18 protein-coding genes, 1 tRNA gene and 1 pseudogene are annotated in these 15,293 nt (G+C 72.9%); 6 read left to right on the top strand and 14 right to left on the bottom strand.

The window, feature by feature from the left end; translation table 11 throughout:
• Positions 1-44: 44 nt before the first annotated feature.
• Together O7609_RS12735 and O7609_RS12730 are read left to right on the top strand one after the other, a co-directional pair.
• Positions 45-179, top strand: a complete 135-nt coding sequence (locus O7609_RS12735) for a DLW-39 family protein (RefSeq protein WP_219092078.1) — start codon at positions 45-47, stop codon at positions 177-179.
• 362 nt (positions 180-541) lie between these two features.
• A complete protein-coding gene (locus tag O7609_RS12730) occupies positions 542-1,921 on the top strand; it encodes a hypothetical protein (protein WP_269743602.1) in 1,380 nt (459 codons plus the stop codon).
• Positions 1,922-1,945: 24 nt separating this feature from the next.
• Here the strand turns inward: O7609_RS12730 and O7609_RS12725 are convergent, their stop codons facing one another.
• Together O7609_RS12725 and O7609_RS12720 are read right to left on the bottom strand one after the other, a co-directional pair.
• Positions 1,946-3,253 (bottom strand): serine/threonine-protein kinase, encoded by a 1,308-nt coding sequence (locus tag O7609_RS12725; protein ID WP_269743601.1) that lies wholly within the window; start codon positions 3,251-3,253, stop codon positions 1,946-1,948.
• 31 nt (positions 3,254-3,284) lie between these two features.
• Positions 3,285-3,833 (bottom strand): helix-turn-helix domain-containing protein, encoded by a 549-nt coding sequence (locus O7609_RS12720; protein ID WP_269736842.1) that lies wholly within the window; start codon positions 3,831-3,833, stop codon positions 3,285-3,287.
• 128 nt (positions 3,834-3,961) lie between these two features.
• Between O7609_RS12720 and O7609_RS12715 the strand changes: the two genes are divergently transcribed.
• Positions 3,962-4,034 (top strand) — tRNA-Ala (locus O7609_RS12715).
• A 245-nt stretch (positions 4,035-4,279) separates the two neighbouring features.
• Entirely contained in the window at positions 4,280-5,785 is a 1,506-nt protein-coding gene (locus tag O7609_RS12710) for an AAA family ATPase (RefSeq protein WP_269743600.1), read from the top strand.
• A 46-nt stretch (positions 5,786-5,831) separates the two neighbouring features.
• Here the strand turns inward: O7609_RS12710 and O7609_RS12705 are convergent, their stop codons facing one another.
• Positions 5,832-6,068, bottom strand: a complete 237-nt coding sequence (locus O7609_RS12705; RefSeq protein WP_443072103.1) for a hypothetical protein — start codon at positions 6,066-6,068, stop codon at positions 5,832-5,834.
• On the opposite strand from O7609_RS12705, the pseudogene O7609_RS12700 reads away from it, so the two are divergent.
• Together O7609_RS12700 and O7609_RS12695 are read left to right on the top strand one after the other, a co-directional pair.
• Positions 6,043-6,239: pseudogene (locus O7609_RS12700) on the top strand (hypothetical protein); the annotation flags it as partial. The gene O7609_RS12705 and the pseudogene O7609_RS12700 overlap by 26 nt on opposite strands.
• 561 nt (positions 6,240-6,800) lie before the next feature.
• Positions 6,801-7,385 (top strand): TerD family protein, encoded by a 585-nt coding sequence (locus tag O7609_RS12695; protein WP_269736845.1) that lies wholly within the window; start codon positions 6,801-6,803, stop codon positions 7,383-7,385.
• An 80-nt stretch (positions 7,386-7,465) separates the two neighbouring features.
• On the opposite strand, the gene O7609_RS12690 is transcribed toward O7609_RS12695, so the two are convergent.
• The 11 genes from O7609_RS12690 to O7609_RS12640 all read right to left on the bottom strand — a co-directional run bounded on the left by O7609_RS12690 (position 7,466) and on the right by O7609_RS12640 (position 15,287).
• A complete protein-coding gene (locus O7609_RS12690) occupies positions 7,466-7,693 on the bottom strand; it encodes a DUF4253 domain-containing protein (RefSeq protein ID WP_269736846.1) in 228 nt (75 codons plus the stop codon).
• Between the two features lie 20 nt (positions 7,694-7,713).
• The gene (locus tag O7609_RS12685; protein ID WP_269736847.1) at positions 7,714-8,463 is read right to left on the bottom strand and encodes a DUF6230 family protein; all 750 of its coding nucleotides are present in this window, start codon (positions 8,461-8,463) and stop codon (positions 7,714-7,716) included.
• Positions 8,460-9,095, bottom strand: coding sequence for a hypothetical protein (locus O7609_RS12680; RefSeq protein ID WP_269736848.1), 636 nt, complete (start codon positions 9,093-9,095; stop codon positions 8,460-8,462). Before O7609_RS12680 ends, O7609_RS12685 begins: the two co-directional genes overlap by 4 nt.
• Positions 9,095-9,568 (bottom strand): DUF6114 domain-containing protein, encoded by a 474-nt coding sequence (locus tag O7609_RS12675; protein ID WP_269743598.1) that lies wholly within the window; start codon positions 9,566-9,568, stop codon positions 9,095-9,097. The genes O7609_RS12680 and O7609_RS12675 overlap by 1 nt, the downstream gene beginning before the upstream one ends.
• Positions 9,562-10,344: a DUF6230 family protein gene (locus O7609_RS12670; protein WP_269736850.1), complete on the bottom strand. Its 783-nt coding sequence runs from the start codon at positions 10,342-10,344 to the stop codon at positions 9,562-9,564. The genes O7609_RS12675 and O7609_RS12670 overlap by 7 nt, the downstream gene beginning before the upstream one ends.
• A 30-nt stretch (positions 10,345-10,374) precedes the next feature.
• Positions 10,375-10,929 (bottom strand): DUF6114 domain-containing protein, encoded by a 555-nt coding sequence (locus O7609_RS12665; RefSeq protein WP_269743597.1) that lies wholly within the window; start codon positions 10,927-10,929, stop codon positions 10,375-10,377.
• Positions 10,930-11,039: 110 nt separating this feature from the next.
• Entirely contained in the window at positions 11,040-11,777 is a 738-nt protein-coding gene (locus O7609_RS12660) for a DUF6230 family protein (protein WP_269743596.1), read from the bottom strand.
• Complete coding sequence (lepB, locus tag O7609_RS12655) at positions 11,696-12,484, bottom strand: signal peptidase I (protein WP_269743595.1); 789 nt, start codon at positions 12,482-12,484, stop codon at positions 11,696-11,698. The genes O7609_RS12660 and lepB overlap by 82 nt, the downstream gene beginning before the upstream one ends.
• A gap of 121 nt (positions 12,485-12,605) precedes the next feature.
• Positions 12,606-13,682, bottom strand: a complete 1,077-nt coding sequence (locus tag O7609_RS12650) for an AraC family transcriptional regulator (protein ID WP_269743594.1) — start codon at positions 13,680-13,682, stop codon at positions 12,606-12,608.
• Positions 13,683-13,759: 77 nt separating this feature from the next.
• On the bottom strand, positions 13,760-14,302 hold the full coding sequence (locus tag O7609_RS12645) for a hypothetical protein (protein WP_269736855.1): 543 nt from the start codon (positions 14,300-14,302) through the stop codon (positions 13,760-13,762).
• Between the two features lie 73 nt (positions 14,303-14,375).
• Positions 14,376-15,287: an AurF N-oxygenase family protein gene (locus O7609_RS12640; RefSeq protein WP_269736856.1), complete on the bottom strand. Its 912-nt coding sequence runs from the start codon at positions 15,285-15,287 to the stop codon at positions 14,376-14,378.
• Positions 15,288-15,293: the final 6 nt, after the last annotated feature.

Genomic DNA, 15,293 nt, shown 5'->3' with positions numbered 1-15,293 from the left:
GGGCGCCAGTAGGGTCTGACGTCGTTGAAGGACGAGGTAACGCCGTGAAGAAGCTTCTCCTGTTCGCGCTTGCCGCCATCGGCGGACTCCTCGTGTACCGCCAGATTCAGGCGGACCGTGCGGAGCAGGACCTGTGGACGGAGGCCACCGACTCCGTGCCCGCGGGCACCGGGGTGTGAGCAGCTCCGCAGTCCGACACGAGTTCGGTGAGAGCCCCGGCCACGAGGCCGGGGCTCTCACTGTTCCCGGGGTCTGATCTCCCGCAGGTTTTTGCGATAGCAAATACTTCTGGGGTGCTTCCGGCGGCCCGGTGGTCCGTCGGCGGAGCTGATGGTGCGTCAGATCAGCGGAATGATCAACGTATCGGTGGGAGCGGGCGGCCTCCCCCGCGGGCGCCAGGGGTTAGCGAAGGCGACGCGGTGCGGGCGGTGCGGCGGGCGGGTGTCGGGCGGTCCGCGGGGGCGGGGCAGGATGGTCGGCGTCGAACGGCGCACCGCGCGGGGCGTCGGGTGGCACGTCGGACACGGAGGAGGGGCGGCGCATGGTGAGACGGCGTGGGACGAGGGCGGGGATCGCCGCCGCTGCGGCGGCGCTCTGCGTGGCCGGGAGCGTCCCGGAGACGGCGGTGGCGGCGGAGCTGCCCGAGTACGCCATGGCCGAGGACGCCGAGCCGGTGAAGGGCGCGGCGAGCAGCGCCGGCGGTCCGGAGCTGGCCCCCGGCCGGTACACGGACAGCATCGGCCCGGGTGAGGAGAAGTTCTACAGCGTCACCCTCGACGCCTCCTCCACCGTCTATCTCGCCGCCACGGCGGCCCCCAGGCCCGGCGCCGAGGTGAAGGGCTACGGCGACGGCCTGTCCATGCGCCTGCTGACGACGGACGGCGAGGAGTGCGAGACGCGCGGCCGGACGACGTTCGACGCCGCGGGTTCGGCCCACCCCGTCAGCGACTACGCGGCCCGGCGCATCGGCGGCGGCATCGAGGAGTGCCAGCGGGCCGGTCCCTACCTGTTCGAGGTGGTGCGTGAGAGCCCGGAGGACTCCGACCAGTCCCGGTGGCCCATCGAGATCAGCCACCTGGTCGAGCCCGGGCTGAAGGGCACGATCCCGGGGCCGCCGTCCACCGTCCCCGACGAGGACGAAGAAGTTCCCACGCTGCCGTCGGGCACGCCGAGGAAGGCCCGGGGCGGCACGGGCTTCAACGACGCCGGAGGCGTCGGGGCCGGGGTGTGGCAGGACCGGCTGCGGCCGGGGGAGTCGCGGTTCTACCGGGTTCCGGTCGACTGGGGGCAGCGGCTGTTCGCCCGTCTGGAGATGCCCAACGCCCCGGAGGACGACGAGGCTTCGCTTGGCTTCCTCTCGGACGCGTTCGCCCTCCAGCTGCACAACCCGGCGCGGGCCGGCCTGTACGACAACACCTTCGAGTCCTACACCGGCGAGCAGGCCTCCGGCGAGCTGTCCACCGGCGTCGTCCAGTACGGCAGCCGGTTCGCGGACAAGGGCCGGGGCACGAGCATGGCCGGCTGGTACTACCTCCAGGTGACCCTGCACAAGGAGCTGGCCGCCTACTTCCCGGACGGCACGGACGTCACGCTGCGCGTGGTGCTGACCGGGGAGCCGAAGGCGGCGCCCGCGTACGACGGTGACGCCGTCGAGGCCGGGTTCGGCGTCACGGACGAGGACCGCGAGGCGGCGGCGGACGGGTTGACGGCGGCGGAGGTGACCGAGGCCGCGGCCGACGGCGAGACCATGCGGCTCGTCGCGTACACGGGCTTCGGCGCGGGCACCCTGCTGCTGGCGGGCCTCGCCGTGTGGTGGCTGGTGGCCCGGCGGCGCCCGGCCGGGCCTCCCGGGTCGTCGGCGGCCGCCGTGCCGACGGGATACGGCTACCCCCGGCAGGGCCACGGCGCGCCGTACCGGTGAGCCGTGGGGGCCTCGGGGCGGCCGTCAGGACTGGGTGAGGGCCCAGACGCCCACGGCGTAGCACAGCAGCGCGAGCGCGATCACCGGGACGGCGACGGCCGCGGCCGGCCCCGCCCGCCGGGCCGGGGCCACGGGCGCCGTCGGAGCCGGGACCGCTGTCGGAGTGGCGCCCGCGCCGTATCCGCCGGGCGCCTGGGCGCCCGGCATGGGCTGGAGCGGCGTGGGGCCGGGCGTCCCCGCCTCCGTCGGCACCCCGGCACTCACCGGCCCCACCTGGCCCGCCTGGCCGCCCGGGCCGGGAGGGGCGGTGGCGGGGGTGATCTCGGGCGTCGGGCCGGGCGGCGCCAGGTGGAAGCTGCCGGTCGCCGAGGCCGCGGCCGCCGCCGAGAAGCCGTCGGCCGGTGCCGCCGCCGTGCCGCGAGCGGGGCCGCCGTGCCCGGCGCCGAGGGGGCCGTCGGGCCCGTAGCCCTGCGGCAGTGGCCCGAGCTGGTCGAAGACCTCGACCGCCTCCGCCGCCCCCAGGGCCACCGTGGCGCCGTCGTCCAGCAGCTCCAGGGCTCCCGTCAGTGCCTTGCGGACTCCGGTGGCCGTGCGGAACCGGGCGTGCGGATCGGGCTGGAGCAGCCCGCCGAGGACCTGCCACAGCGGCTCGGGTACGCCGTCGGGGGCGGGCGGCACACCGTGCTCGTACGCCTCGACGAGGGCCCGGGAGTCGGGCTTGCGCCCGGTGAGCAGGTAGAGCCCGAGGAGGCCGACGGCGTAGAGGTCGGCGGGGAAGTCCGGCTCGGCGCCGAGCATCTGCTCGGGGGCGAAGTAGCCGGGGGTGCCGACGACGTAGGCCGTCTCGGTGAGCCGGGGCTCGCCCTTGCGCATGGAGATGCCGAAGTCGGACAGGCGCAGGTGCGGACGCCCGCGCCCGGTGGCGTCGAGGAGGATGTTGGCGGGCTTGATGTCCCGGTGCACCACGTCCTCGGCGTGCACGGCGACGAGGGCCGCCAGCAGCTGGTCGAGCAGGACGCACACGAGGCGGGGCGGCAGGGCGCCGTAGTCCCCGATGAGGTGGGCGAGGGAGCCGCCGCGGACGAGGTCCATGGCGAACATGACCTTGTCGTCGTCGGCGGCCCAGCTCGTCGGGGCCAGCACGTGCGGGTGGTCGATCCGCAGCGCCTGCTCGCGGACGAACCGCAGCAGGGAGTGGGCGTCGCTCTGCTGGAGGACCTTCGCCGCCACGTACCGCTTCCTGCGGTGGTCCCAGGCCCGCCAGACGGCGCCGGCGCCGCCGCGGCCGATGGGGTCGACCAGCTCGTACCGGCCCGCGAAGACCTCGCCCATCCCGGACTCCCGCCCTCTCCGTTCCCGCGGCTCAGCTCTGGTGGGACTCGTAGTGCTTGACGGCGTCCGCCGTCTTCCCCGCCCCGTAGACCCGCAGGAACTCCGCGAGCTCCGGGTGGCTCGTGGCGAGCGCCGCGGAGGCGTCCAGGATCTCCTGCGCGTCCGAGACCGCCCGCAGCAGGGACTGGATCTCGCGGACGACACGCTTGACGGTGTTCTGCTGCCCGGAAGCGGTGTGGTTCGTGCCGCCTCCCAGCACGCTCTGTCCGGCCGAGCGGCGGATCTCCTCCATGCGCCGGGTGGCGTCGGCGGCGCTGACCTGCCCGTCCGCCACCTCACCGGACAGCTCCTGGAGCGCCTGCACGCGCTGGACGACGGCCGGGTTGCCGATCTTGGCCCGCTGCCCGCTCATGAGCTGCGACAGCATCGGGGCCGACAGGCCGAGCACGGAGGCCAGCCGTGCCTGGTTGAGCCCCAGGTCGTCGATGAGCCGCCGGAACAGCGTGCCCAACGGCTCGCCGTACCAAGCGCTCTGCAGCTCCCGGGCCTTGGCCGTGGGGTCCTGCTGTGCTGCGTCCATGTGTCTCCCCTGAGTCTCCCCTGTTCGCTTCGCGCCAGCGAACTTGCCGTGCATCCTACGGAGCCGGGCCCTCCGGTGCGATACCCGGTCGGAATCGAGCTGCCGGAGCGGGTACTCTTGTGGCCGACGGGGCCTTAGCTCAGTTGGTAGAGCGCTGTCTTTGCATGGCAGATGTCAGGGGTTCGACTCCCCTAGGCTCCACCCATAGATGCCCTCTGAACTGCGGAAACGCAATTTCAGGGGGCATTTTTCGTGCCCATCGGTGGGCGCGTCGGTGCCCATCGGAGGCGGGGAAGGCCCTTGATTCCGGGGTTTGCTTGGTCATCTCCTCCCCTCGCTGATCCCCTGGAACCTGTCACTGATGCAGCCAAGTGAATCCGAGTGTGACGTATTGCGTCGAAGTAGAATTCGACGTAATCCGTCGCCGTCGACGTGTGGGAGACCTGATGGAGAAGAGCCTGTTGGTCAAGCCGGACGACGTGGTTGATCGGGACCGGGAGTGGGGTCTGCTCGCGGAGTTCCTCACTGATCCGGACCCCGCGATGCGGCTCGGGATCGTGTCCGGGCGTCGACGGCACGGGAAGTCGTACCTCCTCCAGGCTCTGTCCGAGCAGGTCGGTGGCCTGTACGTGACTGCGGTCCGGGAAGAGGGGCGGCTGCCCGCGATCCAGCGGTTCAGTGATGCCGTCGCCGCCCACGCCGGCCTGCGGCCAGGGAGTCTGCGTCTCACTGACTGGCGTGACGTGCTGTCCAACGCCCTTGACGTGACCGCCCGTTCACCTCACCCGCTCCTGGTGATCGACGAGCTGCCGTACCTGCTTCAGCATTCACCCGAGATCCCGGGGCTGCTGCAGCAGCTCTACGACGAGCGCCAGCGCGGCGCCCGGCCCGAGGCCGGGTCCGGCCCGCGGCTGATCCTGTGCGGCTCGGCGATGAGTGTCATGCACGAACTGCTGTCGGGGACGAAGCCGTTGAGGGGGCGTGCCGTGGTCGATCTACGGCTCGGGGCCTTCGACTACCGGGACAGTCGGGCCTTTTGGCAGATCACCGACCCGCTGACCGCGCTGAAGGTGCACGCGGTCCTCGGCGGGGCACCCGGCTACCGGCCGGTGGCCGGTCGTCCGCATCCGGACGATGGCTTCGACGCCTGGCTGACCCGGACGCTCCTCGACCCGGGCCGGGCTGTGTACTCGCGTACCGAGACCGAATATCTGCTGCGCGAGGACCCGCGCATCACCCAACACACGCTGTACTACGACATCCTCACCGCGATCGCCCAGGGCGCCAGCACCCCCAGCAAGATCGGTGCCGCCCTGGAACGCCCGCGCAACGCCGTCGCCCACCCCCTCGGAGTGCTGGAATCCACCGGATACATCCGGCGGGAACAGGACATCCTGCGCTCCCGGCACCCCGTCATCACCCTCACCGACCCCGTCATCCGCTTCAACCAGCTCATCACCCTCCCGCAGGCCGCCGCCGTGGAGCAGGGCTTTGCCGAGCAGGTGTGGCAGCAGGCCGCCCCGACCTTCAACTCCAAGATCCTCGGCCCGCACTTCGAGGACCTGGCCCGCGACTTCACCCGCCGCTACGCGCACGCCTTCCTGCCCGGCGGACTGCCTGGTCCCGTCGGCACCACTGAGGTCGCCGACCAGGCAGCCCGGACCAAACACGAGGTCGACGTCATTGCGCTGGCCGCGGGTGAACGCCCGCAGGCCCCGCGCGGGAGCATCGCGCTCCTGGGTGAGGCCAAGGCGACCGCCGCCCGCCGGGGAACCGGCGACCTGCAACGGCTCGAGCACATCCGGGCCTTGCTCGCCGACCAGGGGTACGACACCAGTGGCACCATGCTGGCTCTGTACTCCCTGCACGGCTTCTACCCCGATCTGATCGAACTGGCCGATCGCCGTGACGACCTTCTCCTGGTCGACCTGCCTACCCTCTACGGGGTGTGATTCCACAGCTCTGACGGTCCGCCGTCGGCGCCTGTGTCCCTGCTGCTCAGAGGAGGAACACGGCGGCGGAGGGGCGGGCCGGTGACGTCCAGGCAGGACAGCAGGCGGGTGCGGTGGGGGAGGCGTCCTCGACGACGTCGACTGCGGCCAGGTCGAGGACGACGAAGAGGGTGAGGCAGAAGTACTCGGCGCGGACGACCCTGGACGAGCCGCTCTCGCCGCGCCGTCCGCCATGCTGAACGTCCACGGCCGGCCCGGCCGCGGCCCTGGCGATGGTGTTCAAGCTCGCCGAGTCCGCCCAGGCCCGTTGGCGCGCGATCACGCGCCCCGCCTCCTCGCCCTCGTCCGCGACAGTGCCCGCTTCTCTTCGAGCCGATCACCCGCGAATTCTGCAGCCGGTGGCTCGACGAACTATGCGCAGCCACCTAGCTCCCCGGCCATCCACAGGTGTTGACGTGCCCGTCCGTCCTTCGGCCTGGATCGGGCGCGGCTGAGGTTGCGGAGCATGACGCGGTTCGACGCAGGCGTCCGACCGGCACCGCCGGGAGGTCGGCCAGTGAGAGGTAGGCGCTTCCGGGAACGACACGCCCGTCTCGGTAGCAGGTCAGGGTATCGCCGGTTTCGGGTTCGACCCCCCTAGGCCGCCACCCGGCAGACCCCTCCGACCTGCGGACATCGCAGTCAGAGGGGTCTTTTTCGCGCTGCGCCGACGCCGTCACCGCGCCGACGCCGTCACCGCGCCGACGGCCGGCCATCGCGCCGCGTCCCTGGCCGCCCTCGGACGGGCGGCCCGCGGGCGGTCCGTGGCCCCGGTACGGCGTACCGCCCAGGGCAGGCCGTCTCCGTCCCGCGGGACGCGCCGCGTCCCGCGCTCCTCGGAACCGGCCACGCGTTGACACCGGCCCGCAGACCTCGCACGGCCGGGTCTCCGAGCCGGGAGGCCGGCGCGGGGAACCTTCGGGACCCGAGGCACGCTGTGACTGTAGTAGTCCCGAAGAGACGGAGATGCGCACGCATGATTACGCTCACCAAGGAAGACGGCCCGGCCGATCTGGACGGCGTGACCCACATGTCCATCGGCGTGTCCTGGGACCCGACGGCCGGGAGCAGCGGCGGGGTGCTCGGTCAGCTCCGCCGTAAGAAGGGCACCGACCTCGACTTGATCGCCATCGCGATGCACGGGGAGGACCCGGTGCGCCTGGCGGGGATCGACTCCCTGGACCCTATGGGCAACGGCTCCCTGCTGCACAGCGGCGACAACCAGACCGGTCACGGGGACGGCGACGACGAGACCGTGACCGTCGAGTTCGCGCAGATCCCGGCCCACATCACGTCCATCGTGTTCGTCGCGGCCGCGTACAAGAAGGGCAGCGCCTTCCAGAAGGCACGCAACGTCAGTTTCAAGGTGTACGACGCGACGGGCGGCAGCACGCAGCAGGTGGCCGACATCTGGCCCAGCATGCTCACCCAGGACAACGGCTGCGCCGTGGCCAAGGCCATGCGGTCCGGAAACAGTTGGAAGCTTCAGGTGATCAACGAGACCGGGAAGATCAAGCAGGGTGACGAGCACTCCCTGATGCGCTTCGCCGTCAGCAAGTAGGACGATCCGGGGGCGGGACGTGGGCCGGGTGGCGCCGTCGAGACGGCCCGCCGCCGGATCGACGGTCCGTCAGGGCCTCGTCAGTCCCAGCGGAAGGTCCAGACGCGGCGGGCGCGTACCGCGGCGGCGGCGTACGCGCGCGGCGTGGCCGGGCGGTGCCGGATCACCGCTTGGGGGCCGAAGGCGAGGTGCTCGGCGGCCACGGACTCGGCCTCGGCCGGGGTGGTGGGCGGGGCGGCGACGGAGAGGGTGAGCTGGTCCGCGGTGAGGGCCACGAGCCGGGGCAGGGGCTTCGGTTCCGGCGCCATGGGGGGCACCGTAGCGGAGGCTAGGGAGTACCGGGGGTGCCCGTCGGCGGCGGTGGGGCGGGGCAGTCGACGGCGCCGCGCCGCACGCTGAGGTCGAGCTGGGGCGTCGTCAGCAGGCCGGGGATCTGGATGTCCTGGACGGTCCCGGTGATCGTGTCGAACTTGGCGTAGCGGGCCTGGATGCCGAAGCGGTGTTCCGGGGCGCCGAGGGGGTTGTCCACGGGGTCGCCGGCGTCGTCCTCGATGGTCCTGACGTCGGCGCCGTTGACGTTGAGGTCGACGATGCCGTCCATGTCGAGGACGCCGGTGGCCTCGCGCACGTCGAGCACGGTGTTCGCGGTCCGGATCTCCCACGAGCCAGGGTCCTCGTCGCCGAGGGTGAACAGCAGGGTGTAGGTGACGCCCATGATGTCCTGCCGCTGGCTGAGGCAGAGCCCGTTGATGACGCCGTCGGCGAAGCCCATGCGCAGGACGCGGACGGTGCCGGTGGTGCCGTCGGGGCGGGTGTAGGGGACGTCGACGACGGCGGCGCCGTACGTGGTGCCGTAGACGCTGCTGGTGGCGAGGGCGAGGGGACGGTCCTGGATCCGGAGGTCGAGGGCGAGCGCGCCGGCGGACAGGGCGGCGCCGAGGCCGCCGGACGCCAGCAGGGCGGGGAGGGCGACGAGGGCTCCGCGCCGCCAGTGGGTGCGGCCCTCGGGCGGGCACTCGGTCCGCGGCTCGGACGTGGGCGGCCGGACGGCGGCGCGGAGTCGGGCTCGGAGGCTCATGGCGAGGTCACCGTGATCGTTCCGGGGAGGTGGACGGGGTTGTCGGTGGAGTCGAGCGCGGCGTGGTCGTCCGTCGTGCGGATGGCGTAGACGGTGGCGTCGAAGTCCTCGGCCCCGGCGGTGAGCGGGATGATCGAGCCGAAGAAGTCCAGCAGCCCCTGGACGCCGCAGATCTTGATCAGGACACGGACGCAGATGTTGTCGATGTCGCCCCACATCTCGGTGGTCTCGGGGTTGCCCTGGGTGTCGTAGCCGCCGAGGGAGCCGGTGTCGGGGACGTCGAGGACGACGGTGTGGCCGTCGGCGCGCTGCGTCATGTTGAGGTGCTCGCGGATCTTGAGCTTGGTGAAGGTGTACTTGTTCGTGGTGCGGGTCGTGCCGTCGGACAGCCGGATGGTGACGCCGGTGTCCACGGTCAGCGAGACGGCGACGAGGCTGTTGATGGTGACGTGCATGGGGTCGGCCGAGGGCAGGAACGGCATGCCCAGCGGGGTCGCCTCGGCGGCGACGGGCCCGGCGGCGGAGCTGCCCCGCTGGGGCAGGACGGCGGTGACGACGGAGAGCAGCAGGACGGCGGTGACGGCCAGGGCCCGGCGCCAGGGGCGGCGGAGGCTGCCGTGCGCCGCCCCCATCAGTCGGCCTCCGCGAGCGCGGGTTCCGCGAGGGCCGCCCCCGTGCCACCGCCCGCCCCGGTGCCACCGCCCGCGTCCGCCCGGCGCTCCCGGCGGCGTGGCCGCTTGGGGCCCCAGCCGACCATCATCGAGGAGCCCAGGACGCCGAGGAGCATGCCGACGACGAAGCCGCCGAGGTTGGAGACGACCAGGGACACGACGGCGAGGACGGCGCCGATCAGCCCGAAGGTGTAGCGCTGCCGGGGGTCGACGAGCGGGATGAGCCCGCACAGGATCATGCCGCCGCCGGTGAGGTAGCCGGCCACGGCGCCGAAGCCCGTCTCGACGACCAACTGGAGCGAACCCAGGGAGAACTTGATCACGGTCCAGCCGCCCAGGACGAGCCACGCGGCGCCCCAGAAGGGGCGGGTGCGGCGGAAGGCGCGGAACCACCGCCAGGCGGCGCGGCCGAGAGCCGGGGCGCGGCTCAGCATGACGTGGCCGTTCCCGCGACGACGCGGAGGGTGAGCTGGGGCAGCACCAGGGAGCCGGCGATCTCCGCGTCGTAGGCGGTGGCGTCGAGACCGTACAGCTTGATGGAGCTGCCGCCGTTCTCACCGGTGGAGCCGAGCCCGAAGGCCCCGGGGACGGCGCCGGTCAGGGGCCGGCCGTCGACGAGGACCTGGTCGGCGGACTGGCCGATGACGGCGTTCTCCAGGGTCGTCGTCCCCGCGGACTTGATGTCGGTGGCCTGGAGGAAGAGGTTCGAGGCGTCGATGTCGGTGGTGAACTGCGCGGGCGGCTCGGCCGTCACCTCCTGCCCGGCCGTCAGCAGGAGCGAGTAGGGGACGCCGGCGACGGACTGGTGGACGATGCCGCACAGCCCGGCGAGGTCGGCGCTGGCGAAGCCCATGCGAGTCATGCCGACGTCCGTGCTGGTGCTGCCGTCGCCGTGGCCGACCGACGGCGTGTTGACGATGGCGCCGAAGCCCAGTCCGTCGATGCCGTTGGAGGTCAGGGTGAAGGGCTTGTCGGTGACGTTGAAGCTCGCGGCGAGCGCGCCCTGCGAGATGGCGGCGCCGAGCGCTCCGACGGCGAGTGCGGTGGGGACGAGGGCGAGGGCGCCACGCCCCCACCGGGTGCCGCGCCGGGTGTCGTCGTCGGCCTCGTCCAGCATGCGCCGGTTCCAGGAGGTCATGCCGTCGACGGAGGCGTCCCGCAGCCGGCGAAGGGCCCGCAGGGCCCGGCGGGGGTGAGCTGGAATCTTCATGCCCGGGTTCTCCATACCAGTGGGGCGGTCTCAGACGTGTCGGGACGAGGGGCCGGCGCTGGGACGGGCGCGCTGCTCGGCCGCCCGGTCCTCGGTGGAGGCGTCGGTGGGGGGAGCGTCCTCGCCCGGTTCCTCGTCCGGTTCCTCGGCGGGCTCGCCGACCACGGGGACGCGCCGGAACCGCCGCCACCCGCGGGCGGGCTTCTCCGGCAGCCAGCCGAAGGCCATGGAGCCGCCGAGCACGGCGAGGAACATGCCGACGAAGAAGCCGCCGAGGTTGGAGAGCGGGAACGAGGCGACTCCGGCGATGACGGCGATGACTCCGGCGGTGTGCCGCTGGCCGGGCAGCGCGAGCATGAGCAGGGCCATGGCCATCAGGACGACGCCGCCGGCCATTCCGGCGACGCCGCCGATGCCGACCTGGAGGATCTTCCCGAGGGGGGCCATGGGCAGGAAGAAGATGACGAACCCGCCCAGGCCGGTCCACACGGCGGACCAGAAGGGCCGGGTGCGGCGCCAGCGGCGGAAGGCGCTCCGTCCACGGGTCAGCGCTCCGGGTGGGGTGGGTTCCGGGCCCGTCGTCATGGCTGGCCTCCCTGGGTGCTCGGGTGCGGACGCGATCGCGCGGACGGTGGCGCCGGGCGGGGCCGGGTGCGGGGCCCCGCCCGGCGCGTTCGGGGCGCGGGTGGAACGGTTCAGCAGCCCACGTCGCCGTGCTTGATGCCGATGGAGAGGTTCGGCAGGGTGATGGCGCCGGAGAGCGTGGCGCCGTTGGCGTCGGCGTCGAGGCTGGCCAGGTTGGTCTGGCCGCCGGTGGCGTCCAGACCGAACTGGCCGGGGGTGCCGTCGGTGATGCCGGCGGCCTTGATGTTGTCGCTGTCGGCGGCGGCGCCGATGACGTTGGGCGAGGTCGGGCTGGCGTTGAGGGTGGCCGTAGCGGCCTGTACGGACTGGGCGTCCAGGACGAGCCGGTTGGCCTGGAGGCCCTCGCCCGCGGCGAGTTGCTCGGGGGTGAGCGGGGTCGGCGACTCCGGTGAGGAGATGTTGAGGGACCAGGTGCCCAGGTCGCCGACGACGGGCAGGTTGACGGACTGGGTGGCGTGGACGCAGATGCCGTCCAGTCCGGCCTTCGGGATGCCGACCTCCGCGGTGGAGGTGGGGCCGCCCGCGTCGACGGTGCTCATGACGGCGGCGATGCCGTCGGGCGCCGCGACCGTCTTGGAGCTCAGCGTGAAGGGGACGCTGGTCAGGGAGAGGTTCGCCGCGAGGGCGCCCTGCACCATGGCCATCGTCATGCCGCCGATGGCGGCGGTGGCCGGCAGGGCGAGCAGGGCGGACCGGCGCCAGCGGGTCACGCCCCTGGGCTCGGCGGCCGTCTCCTGCCGCTCCCCCGGGCCCTCGGGGCCGGCCTCGTCGGTTCTGTCGTCTCGCATGGGTTCTCCAACCGTGTGTTCCGCGCGTTGTCGCGTGGGTGCGGATGTGTCGCGGCCGTGCGGTGCCGGCCTCCCGGGGTCGGGTGGGGCCGGACGTTTCCGGGGACGGGTCCGGAGGTGGGGGTGAGGATGGGGCGGTCGCCGAGGTCCCGGGGTGCGGAGGGCGGCCAGATCCGGACGCCGACCCGGCCGGTGACGTCGTCGAGGCGGCCCCAGCCGTGGTCGCGGGAGTCGTCGGACGCGTCGGGGTTGTCGCCGAGGAAGAAGAACCGGCCCGGGGGAACGGTGCGCATCCGGGGCCGGGCCGACCGGGTGCCGTCGGCGGCGCAGCAGTTGCCGGTGTGGCGGGCCCGTTGGGTCCAGGCGGGTGCGGTGACCCGGTACACGGTGTCCTCTCCGGCCTTCCGCAGCAGGACCTGATAGGGGTCCTGCGGGGTGGAGACGATGCCCACGCGGTCACCGGGCAGGCCGATCACCCGCTTGACGACGAGGACTTCGGTGCCGGGCCGGTGGAACAGGGCGACGTCGAGTCTGCGGACGTCGTCTGCCGAGCCGGGGGTGCCGAGGAGCCGCTGGCCCTCGCGCAGGGTCGGTTCCATGCTGGCCCCGTCGACGCGGACGCTCATCGCGGTCACGCCCACGGCCGTGCCGCCGCTCAGGAGGGCGGAGACGGCGAGGGCGACGGCGAGGACGCGGCGCGGACTCATCGGGCGGTTCCGCCGGGCGAGCGCTGAGGTTCCGGCTTCTGCGCTGTGGTCATGAACGGACCGTAGGGAGCGAGCCGTGCGCCTTCCGTGACCGTACCGCTCAGGTTTGTTGACTTCGCGTCTACCGAGCGCAGTTCGAGTGGCTCTCGCCCCGCTGGTAGGCGCGCGGGGTGGAGCCGGTCCAGCGCCGGAAGGCCCGGTGGAAGGCGCTGGGCTCGGAGAAGCCGAGCTCCTGGGAGAGCTGCTCGATCGAACTGCGCCCACCGGCGAGGACGGCGATGGCGTGGTCGCGCCGCGTGCGGTCGCGCACCTGCTGGAACGAGGTTCCCTCGGCGGCCAGCCGTCGGCGCAGGGTCTGCGGGCTGACGGCCATCAGCTCGGCGATCCGCTCGGGGCTGGGCAGGGGGCCGGGGAGGGCGTGGCCGAGGAGCCGTCGCACCTGGGACGAGGCGGTGCCGGCGAAGTCCGAGCGGGCGAGGATGGCGTCGGGGGCGCGGCGGAGGAACGCCCGGAGCCCGGCCTCGTCCTGGAGCACGGGCGCGTCGAGCAGGGCCCGGGGGAAGACGAGCGCCGTGCGGCCGGTGCCGAAGGTGCAGGGTGCCCCGAACATCAGGTCGTACTCCAGGAGGTGGCCGGGGGCCGGGTGGGCGAACTCGGCCCGGCGCAGGGGGACGGGGCGGCGGACGAGCCAGCCGGCGAACCGGTGGGCCACGACGGCGGTCGTCTCGGTGCCGAAGTGGCGGGGCCCGTCGAAGTCGGTGGCGTCGAGCTCCAGCTCCGCGTCCTCGCCCACCCCGTCTCCCGCCCCGCCAGCCCTGCCGCCCGCACCGCCCGACGAACCGCCGGGCTCGACGAGGCGCAGCCGCGGGCCGGACGGGAAGAGGTCGTAGAAGTCCGCGGCGCGTCGCAGGGCGGTGCGCAGGTCCCGTCCGCCGTAGACGGCGAGTCGGCACATCGTCGCGAAGGTGCCCATCTTGCAGGGGCGGTGGCCCAGGCCGAGGAGTTCGTCGTCGAGGGTGTGCCAGAGCTCCCGGACGAGCCGGGCGAACTGCTGGGAGGAGACGCGGGCGAGGTCCTCGTGCAGCAGCTCGGGCGCGATGCCGGCGCGTTCCAGGAGCGGCCCCGCGGCCAGCCCGCGGCGGCGGGCGCCGTGGAGCGCCGCGCGCACGTGGTGGATGGCCACCGTTCTGGTCAGCATGCCCGCTCCGGTCGGTGCCGGGGGGCGGCCGGGCTGGACGGGGGGTTCATGGCCTTCGCGGTCGGTCCTCCGGGGCGTCAGTCCTGTCTGGTGAGCGTGAACTCGTCGGTGCGGAACCTGCGGGTGCGCAGCCAGTAGCGCCAGGTGAAGCCGGGCCAGATGGTGCGGTTCACGCCCTGTGCGTCGAGGTACCAGCTGGTGCAGCCGCCGGTGCCGGTGATGTCGAGGTGGTCGAAGGCGTCGGTGACGTGGAAGCCGGTGCCGTAGATGATGGCGTCGACGGGCCGCTCGACCCCGGCCTCGTCGACGATGCCGTCCTCCCGCACCTCCCGGACGCCGTCGGTGACGACGTGGACGTCGGGCCGGTCCAGCGCGGGGTAGTAGTCGTTGGAGATCAGCGCCCGCTTGCAGCCCATGGTGTAGTCGGGGGTGACCCTGCGGCGGAGCCCGGGGTCCCGGATCTGCTTGCGGATGTGCCGTCGGGCGATGAGTTCCGCGGCCTTCAGCAGCCTGGTGTTGTTGTTGAAGCCGACGGCGCGGACCTCCAGGAGGCTGTAGAGCAGGGCCCGGTAGGCGCGTTGGGCGGCGGGGACGTGGTGGGAGGTTGCCGTGTTGGCCATGGGGTTGTCCTTTCGACGCCGCCGGGCGCGCCGGGTGTCGCGTGCTGAGGGGCGGGGTGAGCGCGGTGGGGGCTCAGGGGAGCAGGTAGGCCCTGCGCCACAGGTGCCGGGCGGGCCCGCCGACGAGGCCGTGTTCCTGGAGGAAGGGCATGATCTTCTCGCCGGAGTACCGCATGGTGCGCCGGTAGTGGGGGTTGGCGTGGGCGGCCCGCCAGGCCGCCTTCGGGTCCAGGCCGACGGCCGCGTAGGCCCTCGGGTTGAGCAGGCTGCGGGAGATCGCGAAGGCCACGGTGGCGATGAGGGCCTGCTGGTAGCGCAGTTCGGCGCGGCCGAGGCCCGCGGTCATGCCGCGGACCACCTCCTCGCGGGCGAAGGTGACGTGCCGGGCCTCCTCGACGATGTGGATGTGGTTGACCATCCGCACGAGCGGCTGGACCGTCTCCTCGCCGACCATCTCGCGCTGGAGGCGGTCGGTGATCTCCTCGGCGACGAGGACGGAGCCGTAGAGCGCCGGGCCGTAGGAGATGGCGGGCAGCACCTTGGCGGCCTCGTGGAGGAAGCGCGGCGGCCCGTAGGCGGGGCAGCCGATGCGCTCGACGAGGCGGGCGAACATCGTGACGTGGCGGCACTCGTCGGCGACCTCGGTCAGCGCGTACTGGATGTGCCGCGTGGTGGCGTCCCCGTTGTAGGAGGCCTTGACCAGCATCTTCATCAGGAGCAGCTCGAACCACAGGCCGACGCTCGCGATGGTGGCCATCTCGTGCCGGCCCAGCTCGCGGCGCTGCTCCTCGGTCATCCGCTCCCACGTCGGCGTCCCGTAGAGGGAGACGCGGTGGGGCAGCAGGTAGTGCTTGTCCTCGTCGAGCGGTGCGTCCCAGTCGACGTCGATCTCGGGGTCGTAGGACTTCCGGGCCGAGGAGGCCAGCAGGCGGCTCGCGGTCTTCTCCCGGTCTCCGACGGTCGTTCCGTTCCGTGCACGTGCCATCGCGGC

Origin of the sequence: Streptomyces sp. WMMC1477 (genome assembly GCF_027460245.1) — a bacterium.
GTDB lineage: Bacteria > Actinomycetota > Actinomycetes > Streptomycetales > Streptomycetaceae > Streptomyces.
The sequence above is the reverse complement of the archived record's forward strand: the minus strand, read 5'-3'. Positions and strand labels throughout refer to the sequence as shown.